The organism is Streptomyces sp. NPDC006259 (assembly GCF_042870975.1).
Classification (GTDB): domain Bacteria; phylum Actinomycetota; class Actinomycetes; order Streptomycetales; family Streptomycetaceae; genus Streptomyces.
Genome location: NZ_JBIAHY010000001.1, coordinates 291,196 through 306,747, shown reverse-complemented (window position 1 = coordinate 306,747; position 15,552 = coordinate 291,196). Strand labels below are relative to the sequence as shown.

The 15,552-nt window shown below is 74.1% G+C and carries 17 protein-coding genes; 11 read left to right on the top strand and 6 right to left on the bottom strand.

Translation table 11 applies throughout. The features are described from left to right. Nucleotides 1-11: 11 nt before the first annotated feature. The 10 genes from ACFYO5_RS01385 (at nucleotide 12) to lgt (ending at nucleotide 8,576) form a co-directional block, all read left to right on the top strand. Nucleotides 12-1,532: an anthranilate synthase component I gene (locus tag ACFYO5_RS01385; RefSeq protein WP_356558842.1), complete on the top strand. Its 1,521-nt coding sequence runs from the start codon at nucleotides 12-14 to the stop codon at nucleotides 1,530-1,532. A gap of 52 nt (nucleotides 1,533-1,584) precedes the next feature. Then, nucleotides 1,585-2,235 carry a TIGR02234 family membrane protein gene (locus ACFYO5_RS01380; RefSeq protein ID WP_388702870.1) on the top strand — a complete coding sequence of 217 codons (651 nt, stop codon included), beginning with the start codon at nucleotides 1,585-1,587 and terminating at the stop codon, nucleotides 2,233-2,235. A 157-nt stretch (nucleotides 2,236-2,392) separates the two neighbouring features. Continuing rightward, the gene (locus ACFYO5_RS01375; RefSeq protein WP_356558838.1) at nucleotides 2,393-2,644 is read left to right on the top strand and encodes an HGxxPAAW family protein; all 252 of its coding nucleotides are present in this window, start codon (nucleotides 2,393-2,395) and stop codon (nucleotides 2,642-2,644) included. Between the two features lie 84 nt (nucleotides 2,645-2,728). Beyond that, on the top strand, nucleotides 2,729-3,175 hold the full coding sequence (locus ACFYO5_RS01370; protein WP_388702868.1) for a DUF2752 domain-containing protein: 447 nt from the start codon (nucleotides 2,729-2,731) through the stop codon (nucleotides 3,173-3,175). Between the two features lie 182 nt (nucleotides 3,176-3,357). Beyond that, the gene (gene trpC, locus ACFYO5_RS01365; RefSeq protein ID WP_356560022.1) at nucleotides 3,358-4,167 is read left to right on the top strand and encodes an indole-3-glycerol phosphate synthase TrpC; all 810 of its coding nucleotides are present in this window, start codon (nucleotides 3,358-3,360) and stop codon (nucleotides 4,165-4,167) included. Between the two features lie 22 nt (nucleotides 4,168-4,189). Next, nucleotides 4,190-4,375: a tryptophan biosynthesis modulator TrpM gene (gene trpM / locus ACFYO5_RS01360; protein WP_356558834.1), complete on the top strand. Its 186-nt coding sequence runs from the start codon at nucleotides 4,190-4,192 to the stop codon at nucleotides 4,373-4,375. A 112-nt stretch (nucleotides 4,376-4,487) separates the two neighbouring features. After that, complete coding sequence (trpB, locus tag ACFYO5_RS01355) at nucleotides 4,488-5,771, top strand: tryptophan synthase subunit beta (RefSeq protein WP_388702863.1); 1,284 nt, start codon at nucleotides 4,488-4,490, stop codon at nucleotides 5,769-5,771. Continuing rightward, nucleotides 5,768-6,604 carry a tryptophan synthase subunit alpha gene (gene trpA, locus ACFYO5_RS01350; RefSeq protein ID WP_388702860.1) on the top strand — a complete coding sequence of 279 codons (837 nt, stop codon included), beginning with the start codon at nucleotides 5,768-5,770 and terminating at the stop codon, nucleotides 6,602-6,604. Before trpB ends, trpA begins: the two co-directional genes overlap by 4 nt. Before the next feature lie 90 nt (nucleotides 6,605-6,694). Then, nucleotides 6,695-7,471 (top strand): DsbA family protein, encoded by a 777-nt coding sequence (locus ACFYO5_RS01345; protein WP_388702858.1) that lies wholly within the window; start codon nucleotides 6,695-6,697, stop codon nucleotides 7,469-7,471. A gap of 82 nt (nucleotides 7,472-7,553) precedes the next feature. Then, complete coding sequence (gene lgt / locus ACFYO5_RS01340) at nucleotides 7,554-8,576, top strand: prolipoprotein diacylglyceryl transferase (RefSeq protein WP_388702855.1); 1,023 nt, start codon at nucleotides 7,554-7,556, stop codon at nucleotides 8,574-8,576. Nucleotides 8,577-8,650: 74 nt separating this feature from the next. Here the strand turns inward: lgt and ACFYO5_RS01335 are convergent, their stop codons facing one another. From ACFYO5_RS01335 to ACFYO5_RS01310, 6 genes are read right to left on the bottom strand one after another with little or no spacing between them, the layout of a single operon-like run. Continuing rightward, nucleotides 8,651-9,472, bottom strand: coding sequence for an HpcH/HpaI aldolase/citrate lyase family protein (locus ACFYO5_RS01335; protein WP_388702853.1), 822 nt, complete (start codon nucleotides 9,470-9,472; stop codon nucleotides 8,651-8,653). Continuing rightward, nucleotides 9,469-10,683, bottom strand: coding sequence for a CaiB/BaiF CoA transferase family protein (locus tag ACFYO5_RS01330; protein ID WP_388702850.1), 1,215 nt, complete (start codon nucleotides 10,681-10,683; stop codon nucleotides 9,469-9,471). The genes ACFYO5_RS01335 and ACFYO5_RS01330 overlap by 4 nt, the downstream gene beginning before the upstream one ends. After that, a complete protein-coding gene (locus ACFYO5_RS01325; protein WP_388702848.1) occupies nucleotides 10,680-11,351 on the bottom strand; it encodes a PfkB family carbohydrate kinase in 672 nt (223 codons plus the stop codon). Before ACFYO5_RS01325 ends, ACFYO5_RS01330 begins: the two co-directional genes overlap by 4 nt. Beyond that, nucleotides 11,348-12,718 (bottom strand): ADP-ribosylglycohydrolase family protein, encoded by a 1,371-nt coding sequence (locus ACFYO5_RS01320; protein WP_388702846.1) that lies wholly within the window; start codon nucleotides 12,716-12,718, stop codon nucleotides 11,348-11,350. The genes ACFYO5_RS01325 and ACFYO5_RS01320 overlap by 4 nt, the downstream gene beginning before the upstream one ends. Further along, entirely contained in the window at nucleotides 12,718-13,935 is a 1,218-nt protein-coding gene (locus ACFYO5_RS01315) for an ADP-ribosylglycohydrolase family protein (RefSeq protein WP_388702843.1), read from the bottom strand. Before ACFYO5_RS01315 ends, ACFYO5_RS01320 begins: the two co-directional genes overlap by 1 nt. Before the next feature lie 8 nt (nucleotides 13,936-13,943). After that, complete coding sequence (locus tag ACFYO5_RS01310; RefSeq protein ID WP_388702840.1) at nucleotides 13,944-15,272, bottom strand: ADP-ribosylglycohydrolase family protein; 1,329 nt, start codon at nucleotides 15,270-15,272, stop codon at nucleotides 13,944-13,946. Between the two features lie 10 nt (nucleotides 15,273-15,282). Here ACFYO5_RS01310 and ACFYO5_RS01305 point away from each other — a divergent pair. Further along, nucleotides 15,283-15,552, top strand: a 270-nt coding sequence (locus ACFYO5_RS01305) for a hypothetical protein (RefSeq protein ID WP_388702838.1), incomplete at its 3' end; no start/stop codon positions are given.

Below are 15,552 nucleotides of genomic sequence, written 5' to 3'. Positions count from 1 at the left end.
GGTCAGCCGCCATGGATCTCGAGACGTTCCGCAAGCTGGCCACCGACCGCCGCGTCGTCCCGGTCACCCGCAAGCTCCTCGCGGACGGCGACACCCCGGTCGCGCTCTACCGCAAGCTCGCCGCCGAGCGCCCCGGCACCTTCCTCCTGGAGTCCGCGGAGAACGGCCGCTCCTGGTCCCGGTACTCGTTCGTCGGCGTGCGCTCGGCCGCCACGCTCACCGCACGCGACGGGCAGGCCCACTGGCTCGGCACCCCGCCCGTCGGCGTCCCCGTCGACGGCGACCCGCTGGCCGCCCTGCGCGCCACCATCGAGACCCTGCACACGCCCCACCAGGAGGGCCTGCCGCCCTTCACCGGCGGCATGGTCGGCTACCTGGGCTACGACATCGTCCGCCGGCTGGAGAAGATCGGCCCCGGCGAGCGCGACGACCTGAAGCTGCCCGAGCTGACCATGCTCCTCACCAGCGACCTCGCCGTGATGGACCACTGGGAGGGCTCGGTCCTGCTGATCGCCAACGCGATCAACCACAACGACCTCGACACCGGCGTGGACGAGGCGTACACGGACGCCGTCGCCCGCCTCGACGCCATGGAGGCGGACCTCTCGCGCCCGGTCGCCCAGCCGCCGGCCGTCCTGCCCCCCTCCGAACTCCCCGCGTACACGGCCCTGTGGGGCGGACCCGACTTCCAGCGGGCCGTCGAGGACGTCAAGGAGCGCATCCGCGCGGGCGAGGCCTTCCAGGTCGTCCCCTCCCAGCGTTTCGAGACGCCCTGCACGGCGAGCGCGCTGGACGTCTACCGGGTCCTGCGGGCCACCAACCCCTCGCCGTACATGTACCTGTTCCGCTTCGACGGCTTCGACGTCGTGGGTTCCTCCCCGGAGGCCCTGGTCAAGGTCGAGGACGGCCGGGCCATGGTCCACCCCATCGCCGGCACCCGGCACCGCGGGGCGAGCCCGCAGGAGGACCAGGCGCTCGCCGACGAACTGCTGGCCGACCCCAAGGAGCGCGCCGAGCACCTCATGCTCGTCGACCTGGGGCGCAACGACCTGGGGCGGGTCTGCGAACCCGGCTCCGTCGAGGTCGTCGACTTCATGTCCGTCGAGCGGTACTCCCACGTCATGCACATCGTCTCCACGGTCACCGGCCGGGTCGCGCGGGGCCGCACCGCCTTCGACGTCCTCACCGCCTGCTTCCCGGCAGGCACCCTCTCCGGCGCCCCCAAGCCCCGCGCCATGCAGATCATCGACGAACTGGAGCCCTCCCGCCGCGGCCTGTACGGCGGCTGCGTCGGCTATCTCGACTTCGCCGGCGACTCCGACACGGCCATCGCCATCCGCACCGCCCTGCTGCGCGACGGCACCGCCTACGTCCAGGCCGGCGCCGGCGTCGTCGCGGACTCCGACCCGGTCGCCGAGGACCAGGAGTGCCGCAACAAGGCGGCGGCCGTGCTCCGCGCGGTCCACACGGCCAACCGGCTGGCCGGGCCGGGGCGCCCGGCACCGGGTACGGGCGGATCAGGAGCGGAGTAGGACAAGTGTCACGTGCGCCCCGGGTGACGGTTCGCCCGGGGTTCAGGCGATAGTGGAGCACGTGACTGCTGTTCCTCATTCCCGTTCCGAAGCCGCCGCTCCCGCCCGGTCCGGCCGCCGGAGCCTCGCGCTCGCCCTGATGTGCGGCGCGCTGGGCGCGGCAGTGGCCCTGCTCGCGACCCGGCAGCGCTGGTCCGAGGGCACGGCGACGGTGGCCGGCGGCGCCTTCCCCCTGACCGCCAAGGGCAGCGACGTCACCGGCGTCCCCGCGGCGCTCGCCATAGTGGGCCTCGCCGCGCTCGTCGCCGTCTTCGCCGTCCGCAGGGCGGGCCGCCTCGCCGTCTCCGTCCTCCTCGCGCTCTCCGGAGCCGGAATCGTCGCGGCCGCGCTGTTCGGCGCCTCCGACAGCTCCGCGCTCGACGACAAGGCGGCGAAGGCCTCGGGCGACACCTCCGCGACCGTCGCCTCCCTCACCCACACCGCTTGGCCGTACGCCGCCGCGGCGGGCGGCGCCCTGATCCTCCTGGCCGGCCTGCTGGCCCTGCGCTACGGCCGGCTGTGGCCGGCCATGTCGGGCCGCTACGAGCGCGACGGCGCCCCCCGCCCCCGGCGCACGGCCGCGGTCGTCGACCCCGACCGGCCCGAGGACGTCTGGAAGGCCCTGGACCGCGGCGAGGACCCCACGGGCCTGGACCCCGCCTGACCCGCGTCGCGTCCGGTCTCCCGATGTGGCGAACCAGACGCGACCGGAACCGACCCCAGCACTTGGCACGCGTGCGCGTACGGGACAATGGACGAGGAGCCTCCGGCTCGGACACGTACGACCCGTACGCCACATAGACAGCAACGAGGAGCAAGTCATGGCGGGCAGCAGCCACGGACACACCCCGGCCGCCTGGACCGGTGTCATCATCGCCTTCATCGGTTTCTGCGTCGCGGGCGCCTTCGTGGTGATGGCCGAGCCGCTCGGCTTCTGGGCCGGCATGGCGATCATCGCCCTCGGCGGTGTCGTCGGCGGCATCATGCGCGCCATGGGCCTCGGCATGCCGAAGGACACCCACCCGGTGTACGAGGTGACGCCGACGCGCGAGCCGGCCGCCGCCGAGCGCTGAACCCCCGCGAACGACCTCGCCCGAGGGGCGGCCGGTGAGCAACCGGCCGCCCCTCCCGCGCGCGTGGACCCGTGGCGGGGCAGAATGCGGGGCGTGAACGCCGACAGCCGCAGCGTGACGCCCCCCGCTCCCGCAACCGTCCTGCCCCGGCTCGCGGTGCCCGCCGGGATCCTCGCGGCCGTCGTCGGCGCCTTCGCCTATGTGGCCGCCGTCGACCCCAACGAGCCGGGCCACTACCCGGTCTGCCCGCTGTGGCGGGTCACGGGCCTCTACTGTCCCGGCTGCGGCGGCCTGCGCAGCGCCCACGCCTTCGCGCACGGCGACCTGGTGGCCGCCCTGCACGCCAACGCGATGGCCGTGGCCGCCTACGCGGTCTTCGCCGTGCTGTGGACCGTCTGGGTGGTCCGCGTGACGCGCGGCCGACCGGTCCGCGTCGATCCCGGACCCGCCCCGCTGTGGACGCTGGGCGTGTTGCTGCTGGCCTTCACGGTGCTCCGGAACCTGCCGTACGGCGGCTGGCTGCATCCCTGATCACCGGGCGAACCTCCCGGACGGGGCACCTCCCGCCGAGCCGTGCGAAGCTGGTCCGAGGGCGGGGAGGGACCTCCCGCCACCGGATGCGAGGCCATCGGCCTCCTGCGGATACCATCGCAGTGACCATCGTTCTCCTCTGGTCGCTGGAACTGTCAACCGTCTGGAAGGGGGCCGCTCGCGTGAGTGTGCTCGACGAGATCATCGACGGAGTCCGTGCCGACCTCGCGGAGCGGCAGGCGCGCGTCAGCCTCGACGAGCTGAAGGAGCGCGCGGCCAAGGCCCCCGCGGCCAAGGACGGGATCGCCGCGCTCAGGGGCGACGGCGTCAAGGTGATCTGCGAGGTCAAGCGCTCCAGCCCCTCCAAGGGCGCGCTGGCCGCGATCGCCGACCCGGCCGCGCTGGCCGCCGACTACGAGGCGGGCGGCGCCGCCGTCATCTCCGTCCTCACCGAACAGCGCCGCTTCGGCGGCTCGCTCGCCGACCTCGAAACGGTCCGCGCGCGCGTCGACATCCCGGTGCTGCGCAAGGACTTCATCGTCACGTCGTACCAGCTGTGGGAGGCCCGCGCGTACGGCGCCGACCTCGCGCTGCTGATCGTCGCGGCCCTCGACCAGGCCGCCCTGGAGTCGCTGATCGAGCGTGCCGTCTCCATCGGCCTCACCCCGCTCGTCGAGGTGCACGACGAGGACGAGGTCGAGCGCGCGGTGGACGCGGGCGCCAAGGTGATCGGCGTCAACGCGCGCAACCTCAAGACCCTGGAGGTCGACCGGGGCACGTTCGAGCGGGTCGCCCCCGAGATCCCGGACCACCTCGTCAAGATCGCCGAGTCCGGCGTCCGGGGCCCGCACGACCTCATCGCCTACGCCAACGCCGGCGCCGACGCCGTCCTGGTCGGCGAGTCCCTGGTCACCGGCCGCGACCCGAAGACCGCGGTCGCCGACCTGGTGGCGGCGGGCGAGCACCCCGCGCTCCGGCACGGCCGGGGCTGACCTCCCGGTAGGATCGGCCCCGATGACACTCACGACGACGGCCATGGACAGGTACGCCCGCCTCGCGCGCGGCTGCCGCCCCCGTGGCTGCCGCGCGCCCGCACGCCGGGTGCACGGCAGGCGCGTGCGGTACGTCATCGGGGACGAACCCGGCCAGGTGAACGGCATGCGATGGCAGCGCCCCGTCAGGGGCGCGGGGCAGTTCTGACGACGCGGCTCCGCCGCGCGGACGCGACCGGCCACGAGGGTCGCGCAGCCGAGCGATGATCCCCGCCCCCACGGCGACAGTGCCCGACACACACTCACCGTGAGGTTTCCGCATGCCCAGCGAGTTCTTCATCCCCGACCCCGAGGGCCAGGTCCCCACCGCCGAAGGCTACTTCGGCGCGTACGGCGGCAAGTTCATCCCGGAGGCCCTCGTCGCCGCCGTGGACGAGGTCGCCGTCGAGTACGACAAGGCCAAGCACGACCCCGAGTTCGCCCGCGAACTCGACGACCTGCTCGTCCACTACACCGGCCGGCCCAGCTCCCTCACCGAGGTGCCGCGCTTCGCCGGACACGCCGGTGGCGCCCGCGTCTTCCTCAAGCGCGAGGACCTCAACCACACCGGCTCCCACAAGATCAACAACGTGCTCGGCCAGGCCCTGCTCACCAAGCGCATGGGCAAGACGCGCGTCATCGCGGAGACCGGCGCGGGCCAGCACGGCGTCGCCACCGCCACCGCCTGCGCGCTGTTCGGCCTCGAATGCACCATCTACATGGGTGAGATCGACACGCAGCGCCAGGCCCTCAACGTGGCCCGGATGCGCATGCTCGGCGCCGAGGTCGTCTCGGTGAAGTCCGGCAGCCGCACGCTGAAGGACGCCATCAACGAGGCCTTCCGCGACTGGGTCGCCAACGTCGACCGCACCCACTACCTGTTCGGCACGGTCGCCGGACCGCACCCCTTCCCGGCGATGGTCCGCGACTTCCACCGCGTCATCGGCGTCGAGGCCCGCCGCCAGATCCTGGAGCGCGCCGGACGCCTGCCCGACGCGGCCGTCGCCTGCGTCGGCGGCGGTTCCAACGCCATCGGCCTCTTCCACGCCTTCATCCCCGACGCCGACGTACGCCTCATCGGCTGCGAGCCGGCCGGGCACGGCGTCGAGACGGGTGAGCACGCGGCCACCCTCACCGCGGGCGAGCCCGGCATCCTGCACGGGTCCCGCTCCTACGTCCTCCAGGACGACGAGGGCCAGATCACCGAGCCGTACTCCATCTCGGCCGGCCTGGACTACCCGGGCATCGGCCCCGAGCACTCCTACCTCAAGGACAGCGGCCGCGGCGAGTACCGCGCGGTCACCGACGACGCGGCCATGCGGGCGCTGCGCCTGCTGTCGCGCACCGAGGGCATCATCCCGGCCATCGAGAGCGCGCACGCGCTGGCCGGAGCCCTGGAGGTCGGCAGGGAGCTGGGCCCGGACGGGCTGATCGTCGTCAATCTGTCCGGCCGCGGCGACAAGGACATGGACACCGCCGCCCGCTACTTCGGCCTGTACGACACCGACGCCGAGGTCGCCGCCGACGCGGCGGACACCGCCGAGATCGAGGGGGACGCCAAGTGAGCGGGGCCGCATCGCACAGTCAGAGGGGCCGGCTGCTGTCGGACACCCTCGCCGCCGCCAAGGCCGAGGGACGCGCCGCGCTCATCGCCTACCTCCCGGCCGGGTTCCCGACCGTCGACGGCGGCATCGCGGCGGTCAAGGCCGTCCTCGACGGCGGCGCCGACATCGTCGAGGTGGGACTGCCGCACAGCGACCCCGTCCTCGACGGCCCGGTCATCCAGACCGCGGACGACATCGCCCTGCGCGGCGGCGTGCGGATCGCGGACGTCATGCGCACCGTGCGCGAGTCGTACGAGGCCACCGGGAAGCCGGTCCTCGTCATGACGTACTGGAACCCCATCGACCGCTACGGCGTCGAGCGCTTCACCGCCGAACTGGCCGAGGCGGGCGGGGCGGGCTGCATCCTGCCCGACCTGCCCGTGCAGGAGTCGGCGCTGTGGAGGGAGCACGCCGACAAGCACGGCCTCGCGACGGTCTTCGTCGTGGCGCCCAGCAGCCAGGACGCGCGGCTGGCCACGATCACCGAGGCGGGCAGCGGATTCGTCTACGCCGCCTCGCTGATGGGGGTCACCGGCACCCGCGAGTCGGTGGGCGCGCAGGCCCAGGACCTGGTCGAGCGCACCCGGGCGACCGGCACCCGGCTGCCCGTCTGCGTGGGGCTCGGAGTGTCCGACGCCCGGCAGGCCGCCGAGGTCGCTGGCTTCGCCGACGGGGTGATCGTCGGCTCCGCCTTCGTCAAGCGGATGCTCGACGCCCCGGACGACGCGGCCGGTGTCGAGGCCGTGCGCGCACTCGCGGGCGAGTTGGCGAAGGGCGTGCGCGGACAGGCGTAGCACGCCGGGCAACCCGACCCTTCGGTCACTCGAACGGATGAACATGGGACCGGGGAGGCGCTGGGCGCCTCCCCGGTTCGTTTCCGGGGTGTGAGCGAGAAGAATCCTGACAGGAAACGCACCGCCCGGGAGCGGCTGGCGGCCGACCGCGAGAAGCAGAAGGCCGCGGAGCGGCGGCGCCGGACGCTGATCGTCGCCGCGAGCGTCGTCTGCGTACTGGGCCTGGCCGCGGTCATCGGCGTCGTCGCGGCGAACGCCGGCAAGGACGACGGCGACGACGGCGCGGGCCCGGTCGTGGCCCCCTCGGGCGCGCAGGGCAAGGACGCCCTCACGATCCCGGTCGGGAAGGAGAGCGCCAAGTCCACGCTCACCGTGTGGGAGGACTTCCGCTGCCCGGCCTGCAAGTCCTTCGAGGACACCTACCGCTCGACCGTCCATGAGCTGACCGACGCCGGAAAGCTCAAGGTGGAGTACCACCTGGCCACCATCATCGACGGCAACATGGGCGGCAGCGGCTCCCGCGCGGCGGCCAACGCCGCGGCCTGCGCCCAGGACGCCGGGAAGTTCCCCGCGTACCACGACGTGCTCTACGACAACCAGCCCGAGGAGACCGACGACGCCTACGCCTCCGACGACAAGCTCCTCGAACTGGCCGGCAAGGTCGACGGCCTCGTCACGCCCGCCTTCCGCACCTGCGTCGAGGAGGGCACCCACGACGGCTGGGTCGAGAAGTCGGCGCAGGCCTTCCGCACCGGCGGTTTCACCGGCACCCCGACCGTCCTGTTCGACGGCAAGAACATCTACCAGGACCGCACGATGACGCCGGCCAAGCTGAAGAAGATGGTGGAGGAGGCCGACCAGGGGTGAGCCCCGCTCACCGCCCCGTTATGGAGCCGTAGCCGGGCTGCCCGCCGTGGGCCCGGCCCGGCACGGTAGCGTCGACCCTGCCATGGAACTTGCCTACATTCCCAGCCCGTCGCGCGGAGTGATCCACCTCGGCCCCATTCCGCTGCGCGGCTATGCCTTCTGCATCATCATCGGTGTCTTCGTCGCCGTCTGGCTCGGCAACAAGCGTTGGATCGCCCGGGGCGGGCGGGCCGGCACGGTGGCCGACATCGCTGTCTGGGCCGTGCCCTTCGGCCTGGTCGGCGGCCGGCTCTACCACGTGATCACGGACTACGAGCTGTACTTCAGCGAGGGCCGCGACTGGGTGGACGCCTTCAAGATCTGGGAGGGCGGTCTCGGCATCTGGGGCGCGATCGCGCTCGGCGCGGTGGGCGCGTGGATCGGCTGCCGCCGCCGGGGCATCCCGCTGCCGGCGTGGGCCGACGCGCTCGCCCCCGGTATCGCCCTCGCGCAGGCGATCGGCCGCTGGGGCAACTGGTTCAACCAGGAGTTGTACGGCAAGGAGACCGACCTGCCGTGGGCCCTGCACATCACGTCCTCCGTGGACGGCCGGGTGCCGGGCCACTACCACCCGACGTTCCTGTACGAGTCGCTGTGGTGCGTCGCTGTCGCCCTGCTCGTCATCTGGGCCGACCGCCGCTTCAAGCTGGGCCACGGACGGGCGTTCGCCCTGTACGTCGCCGCGTACTGCGTCGGTCGCTTCTGGATCGAGTACATGCGCGTCGACGACGCCCACCACCTCCTCGGTCTGCGGCTCAACAACTGGACCGCGGCGGTCGTGTTCGTGCTGGCCGTGGTGTACCTCGTGATCTCGGCGAAGAAGCGGCCGGGACGGGAGACCGTGGTCGAACCGGGCGCGGACGGTCCCTCCGACGGTGGGACCGGCCTCGAGACCGGTGCGGAGACCGGCGGTGACGGCGAGGCGAAGGACAAGGCCGATTCCGTCGACTCCACCGACTCCACCGACTCCACGCGTGCCGCCGCGGACGGTGGCAAGGAGAAGGACGTCGCCGGGGAGACGGCGAAGGGCTCCGCCGCGTCCGAGTCGGCGGGCCGGAAGAACTGACGGCAGGTTCCACGACGACGAGGGCGCCCGGGATCTCCGGGCGCCCTCGTCGTCTGTTCCCGTCGGAACCCGCGTCAGGCCCGGCGGGCCAGCGACAGCGTCCGCTGAGCCGCCGCCACCACCGCCGCGTCGACGAAGCGGCCGTCCGCAAGGGCCTGGGCGCCCGGTTCGGCGGCTGCCGCCTTGACGATCGTCTCGGCCTCCTCGATCTCCCGCTGGGTGGGCAGATAGGCCCGTTCGATGATCGGGAGCTGCCGGGGGTGGATCGCCGACCGGCCCAGGAAGCCCAGGGTGCGGCCGTGCGCGCAGGAGGACGCCAGGCCTTCGAGGTCGCGGATGTCGGGGTGGACCGACTGGGGCGGCGGCGCCAGGCCGGCCGCCCGCGCGGCGACGATCACGCGGGAGCGGGACCAGTCGAGCCCCGCGTCCGCGCGCACGCCGAGGTCGGCGCGCAGATCGGACTCGCCCAGGGAGATGCCGCGCAGGTCGGGGTGGGCGGCGGCGATGGCGTAGGCGTGTTCGACACCGAGCGCCGTTTCCAGCAGGGCGTAGAGCGGGCGTCGGCCGTGCTCGGCGACGCGGGACGCGATCCGGGTGATCTGGGCGGGCGACGTCACCTTGGGGAGGCGGAGGCCGTGGACGCCGGGAAGGGCCACCACCGCCCGGAGGTCGGCGGCGGCGAGGGGGCCGTCCAGGGCGTTGACCCGGACGTGGACCGGGACCGGCTGCTCCTCGCGGAGCAGTTCGGCGGTGGCCGCGCGGGCGTAGTCCTTGCGGCCGGGGGCGACCGCGTCCTCCAGGTCGATCACGACGACGTCCGCCCCGCAGCGCAGGGCCTTGGCGACGATGTGCGGGCGGTCGCCGGGGACGTAGAGCCAGGTGAGCGGGAAGGTCACAGGGCGCCCTCCGTGCGCAGGGCCGTCAGGTCGGACGGGGTGAGGCCCAGTTCGGTGAGGACCGCCTCGGTGTCCGCGCCGTGCGGGCGGCCGGCCCAGCGGATCGCGCCGGGGGTGGCGGAGAGGCGGAAGAGGACGTTCTGCATGCGGATCGGGCCCAGTTCGGGGTCGTCGACCGTGGTGACGCTGTCGAGGGCCAGGTACTGGGGATCGGTCAGCACGTCCCGGACGTCCTGGATCGGGGCGACCGCTGCCTCCGCCTTCTCGAAGGCGGCGAGGACATCGGCGCGGGTGCGGGCGGCGATCCAGGTGCCGACCGCCGCGTCGAGGACGTCGGTGTGCGCGGCCCGCTCGGCGCCCGTCGCGAACCACGGCTCGTCGATCAGGTCGGGGCGGCCGACCAGCCGCATCACGCGCTCCGCCACCGACTGGGCCGACGTGGACACGGCGACCCAGGTGCCGTCGGCCGTGCGGTAGGTGTTGCGCGGGGCGTTGTTCGCGGAGCGGTTCCCGGTGCGTTCCTGGACGTATCCGAGCTGGTCGTACCAGAGCGGCTGCGGGCCCAGGACGGTCAGGATCGGCTCGATGATCGCCATGTCGACGACCTGGCCCTCGCCCGTGCGGTCGCGGGCGGCGAGGGCCGTCATGACGGCGTACGACGTGGCCAGCGCCGCGATGGAGTCGGCCAGGCCGAACGGCGGCAGGGTCGGGGGCGCGTCGGGTTCGCCGGTGATGGAGGCGAAGCCGCTCATCGCCTCGGCGAGGGTGCCGAAGCCGGGGCGGTGGGCGTAGGGACCGAACTGGCCGAAGCCGGTGACGCGGGTGAGGACCAGCCGGGGGTTGGCCGCGGACAGCTCCTCCCAGCCGAGGTCCCACTTCTCCAGGGTGCCGGGGCGGAAGTTCTCGATGATCACGTCGGCGGTGGCGGCGAGGCGCAGCAGGGTGGCGCGCCCGCCGGGCTTGGACAGGTCCAGGGTGATCGCGCGCTTGTTGCGGCCCAGGAGCTTCCACCACAGGCCGACGCCGTCCTTGGAGGGGCCGTGGCCACGGGACGGGTCGGGTTTCGACGGATGCTCGATCTTGACGACCTCCGCGCCGAAGTCGCCGAGCATGGTGGCGGCGAGGGGACCGGCGAAGAGGGTGGCCAGGTCGAGGACGCGCAGGCCGGCGAGGGGCGCGGTGCGGGCGCCGGCGGTGTTCGTATCGGTCATGACGTGTGCTGCTTCTCGATCTCGGAGCGGTACGGCGTCGACGCGGCGGCGCCGCGCCGTCGGACCGGGAACGCCGTCGCGGCGGCGGCCGGGACCGGGGACTCCCGTACGGGGCGGTCCTCGCCGGGAGCCACCGCGAGGGCGCCGGCGCGAGTGTCGCCCACGCCGGTGGAGTCCACGGCGCTCAGTCGCGGGGCGGCGGCGGTCACGGGTTCCGTGCCGGGGACGGCGCACCGACTGCCTGCCGCGCCGGGCCGGACGACCACGTCCTCCACGGTGCCGAGGAGAGCGGGGGCGGCGGCCGCCCACGGGTCGCCGCGGCCGGTGAGCGCGGCGTCGTGATGTTCCTCGGGCGCCGACAGGCCGGTGACGGCGAGGAGTTCGGGCGGGATGCGGTCGACCGTGCCGGTTGTGCAGGCGGTGTCGGTTGTGCAGGCGGTGCCGGTCGTCGAGGAGGTGTCGGTCGTCGAGAGGGTGTCGGTCCTCGAAACGGTGTCGGTCGTCGAGAGGGTGCCGCGCGGGTGGGCCGTCGTCCCCGCTCTCCTCGATGCCGTCGCGGAGGTCGTACGCGACTCGCGTCCCGTCAGGGTCTCCCCGGGCCGGGGGGTCGTCTCGACATGGGCGACGAGGTGCATGTCCGTGCTGCCGGGCACGACGATGTCGGTCATGGGCGTGCAGCCTCCCGGTGGGTGAGGTGGGCGAGGGTGTCGAAGCCGGTGCCGTCGAAGTCGGCGACGGAGGTGGCGAGGCGGTTCTTGAGGGGGGCCGTCCAGCGGTCGGGGAGGGCCGCCGGGTCGCCGGCGAGCAGCGCGGCGACGCCGCCCGCGGTGGCGCCGTTGGAGTCGGTGTCCCAACCGCCCGACACGGCACGGCAGACGGAGCCGGTGAAGTCGCCGTCGGCGTGGGTGAGGGCGGCGGCGACGAGGGCGGTGTTGGGGACGGCGTGGACCCAGTGGTGGGTCGCGCCGTGGACGGCGTGGAGTTCGTCCACGACCCGGTCGAAGTCGCGGTGTTCCGCGGCGAGTCCGATCGCGTGGGTGACGGCCCGGAACAGGCGTGAGCGGGGTGGGACCACCGTGAGGCCGGTACGCAGGCAGGCGTGGACGTCGTGCTCGCCCGTCGCGGCGGCGGCGATGGCGGCCGCCGCGAACATCGCCGCGTAGACGCCGTTCGCGGTGTGGGTGAGGGTGGCGTCCCGGTGCGCCTGCTCCGCGGCGGCGGCCGGGTCCCCGGGGTTGGTCCAGCCGTGGACGTCGGCGCGGATGAGGGCGCCGATCCACTCGCGGAAGGGGTTGCGGTGGCGCGCGGTGTGCGGGGGCTCGATGCCGTGGAGGAGGTTGCGGTAGGCGAGGCGTTCGGCGGTGAAGGTACGGCCGGCCGGGAGCGCGTCCAGCCAGAGGTGCGCGACGTCCGTGGTGGTGAAGCCTCGGCCGTGGCGCTGGAGCAGCAGGAGGTTCAGGAGGGGGTAGTTGAGGTCGTCGTCCTCGGGCATGCCGTCGATGTTCTCGGCGAGGGAGGTCTGCGCCGAGCGACGGTTCCAGGGGTGCGCCTCCAGCAGGGCCGGGGGGACGCCTCGTGCCGTGAAGTAGGTGGTCAGGGGCCAGTTGCCGGTGGCGGTGGCCAGGGCGCGGATGGCGTCGAGGGGGAGTTTCTCCACGGGTTTGCCCAGGAGGCAGCCGACTGCCCGGCCCAGCCAGGCGGCTTCCAGGCCCGCGAGCGTGGGGGCCCGGCCGCGGCCGGCCGCCGGTTCGGCGGGCCACGCCGCGCAGGCGGCCCTGATCCTCAGGAGATCCGTCGGCTCGTCCTCGGCCAAGGCGCTCGGCAGGTCCGCCAGTTCGTCCAGCAGGTCCTCCGCCAGCAGGCGCAGGTAGCGCGACGCGCACCGGGGCGAGGCGCCGGCCCGCTGCGGGGCCTCCGGGCCGCCCGCCGCCCGCCAGCGGGCCGCGACCGCCGACGGCTCACGGCCGTCCTGGACCGCCTGGCGGAGTTCGTGGCCGACGAGGTCCTCCGGCTGGACCCAGGTCAGGCGGAGCATCACCGGACTCCGAGGCCGGCGAAGGCCCGCTCGTGCGCCCTGCGGCGACGGACGTCCTTCTCGAAGATCTCCCCGGCGACCTCGGTGAGGACCGTCGCCGGGGACCACAGGTCCAGGCGGCTGGCCTCCGTGACCCGCTTCGACCACTCGTCCGGGACGGTGGAGCCGAGGGCGCCGGTCACGGCGCCGGCCATCGTGGCGATCGAGTCGCAGTCGCGGCCGTAGTTCACCGCGCCGAGCACGGCGTGGCGGTGGTCGCCGCCGGCCACCACCACCATGCCCAGGGCGACGGGCAGTTCCTCGATGGCGTGCAGACGCGAGGGGCGGCGGGCGCCCAGGGACGGCCGCCGGTAGTCGGGGCCGACGGTGTCGAACGGCGCCACCGCCTCCCGCAGGGGGGCCAGCGCCGACTCGAAGTCCCGGTGCCGGGAGGCCACTTCGCAGACCCGCTCGATCGCCGTCCGGGTGCCGTCCCTGGCCAGGGACAGACAGGCCGCCACGACCGAGTCGGGCGTCGCGCCGGGCGCGCAGGCCGCGGCCACCGCCGCGGCGAAGACACCCGCCGCCTCACGGCCGTACGACGACTGGTGGGCGCCCGCCAGGTCGATCGCCTCGGCGTAGGCGGCCGCCGGGTCGGCCGCGTTGACCAGGCCGACCGGGGCCATGTACATCGCCGCACCGCAGTTGACGATGTTGCCGACGCCCGCCTCGCGCGGGTCGACATGTCCGTAGTGGAGCCTGGCGACGAGCCACTTCTCCGCCAGGAAGATGCGCTGGAGGGGGAGCGCCTCGGCCTCCAGTTCCGGGATCCAGCGCGGGTTCGTCATCAGGTCGGGGACCAGGTGGTCGGCGAGCGCGTACGCGTCCAGGTGGTCGCGGACAGTGGCGTACACCCTGATCAGCGCGTGGGTCATCAAGGTGTCGTCGGTGACATGGCCGTCGCCCTTGTGGTACGGCGCGATGGGGCGGGCGGTGCGCCAGTCCTCGCCGTTCCAGGGGCCGACGATGCCGTGCACACGCCCGCCGTGGCGCTGGAGGATCTGGTCGGGGGAGTAGCCCTCGACGGGGCCGCCGAGGGCGTCGCCGACGGCCGCGCCGACGAGGGCACCGGTGACGCGCTCCGCCAGGGTTCCGCCTCCCGGGGTCTCGCCCGCTGGGGTGCCGCGCTCCGGGATCACCCCGGACCCTCCGCCGCTTTCTTCTGTTTTGGGTGTCATGGGCCGAATCATCCTCCTGTGGCAGCCGGTTGTGCGGCTTCCAGCAGTTCGGCGAGTTCCACCAGGTCGGTGCCGGTGAGGCGGGGCAGGGCGCAGCCGGAGAGCGTGCGGCAGGCGTCGCGCCAGGTCACCGGGATCGACGCGGCACCGCCCAGAGCCCCGGTCAGCGCGCCCGCGAGCGCGGGGGCGGAGTCCGCGACCCGCGACAGGCAGGCCGCCGCCGGAACGGCCTCCGCGATCCGGCCGCCCGACGCGGTGGCCAGGGCGAGAGCGACCGGGACGGTCTCGGCGGCGGCCACGCCGTAGCTGTAGACGTGGTCGACGATCTGGTGTTCCAGCAGCGGCACCAGGGCGAACGCGCTCTGCGTGGTCCGGGCGAGGGCGAGCGCGTGGCGGGCGTTGCGGCCGATCTCCGTGCCCTCGGGGAGTTCGGTGAGCGCCGCGGCCACGCAGGCGCCGGTGTCCGCGCCGGCCAGGGCCAGCGAGAGGGCCGCCGCCATCGCGCGGGCGCCGTGCACGCCGTCGCCGTCCTGCGTGTAGCGGGCGTCGAACTCGGCGAGTTCCGCGGCGAGTCGGGGGTCGCCGGGGTGGGCCACCGCCAGCACACAGGCGCGGATGCAGGCGGCGTCGTCGAAGAAGTGCGGGTTGTCGTGGCCGGTCGCGGGCGGCCGCAGACCGGTGGCCAGGTTGCCGAGGCCCGCCCGGACCGAGATCCGGGCCCGCAGGGGAAGTACGGCCGACTCCACCTCGGGGGCGCGGTCGGCCGCCGCCGCGACCTCGGCGGCGACGGCGTTCCAGGTGAGGTCGATCGCGGCGCGCATACGGCGCTGCCGGCCGAGGTCGCCGAGGACGCTGTCGTCGCCCGCCCGCAGGACCGCCTCCGCGGCGAAGGCCGCCCATTCGGCGTCGTCGGACGGGCCCAGGCGGAGGGGTTCGGGGGGCTGGTTCAGGGCGATGGGGACGGGGAGGGTCGTCGTCGCGTTCTGTTCGGCGAAGGTGTCCAGTTCGCGGGTGAGGCGGCGGGTCCACTCCGGCATGCGGGCGGCGCGGTGGCGGGCGGCGGGCCAGCCGGCGGCGTCGCCCGCGGCGAGGCCGAGGAGGAGGCCCTCGGTGCGGCGGAGGGTCCTGTCGGCCTCGGCTCCGCCTTCGGCCGTTACCTGTCTCCCACCCGCACCGCCCGTGCGGGCATCGACGCCGGGTGCGGGTGGCCCCTGTGGGGGGTCCCCGCCGTCGGCGGCCGCGGGACCGGCTGCGGGACCGGGCGCGGGACCGGGTGCGGGACCGATCGCCGGGCCGGTCGCCGGGCCGGGCTCTGGGCAGGTGGGCTTCGCCGTCACCCTGAGGTTCGTGGCCTTCTGGTTGTCGGCGGTGGCGGGGCGGGGCTTTGCCGTGGTGGTGCGGTCTGTGGCGGCCGTGTCCCGGATGGTCGCGTGGCGGGTGGGCTTTGCCGTGACCGTGTGGTTCGTGGCCTTCTGGTTGTCGGCGGTGGCGGGGCGGGGCTTTGCCGTGGTGGCGCGGTTCGTGGCGGCCGTGTCCCGGATGGTCGCGTGGCGGGTGGGCTTTGCCGTGACCGTGTGGTTCGTGGCCTTCTGGTTGTCGGCGGTGGCGGGGCGGGGC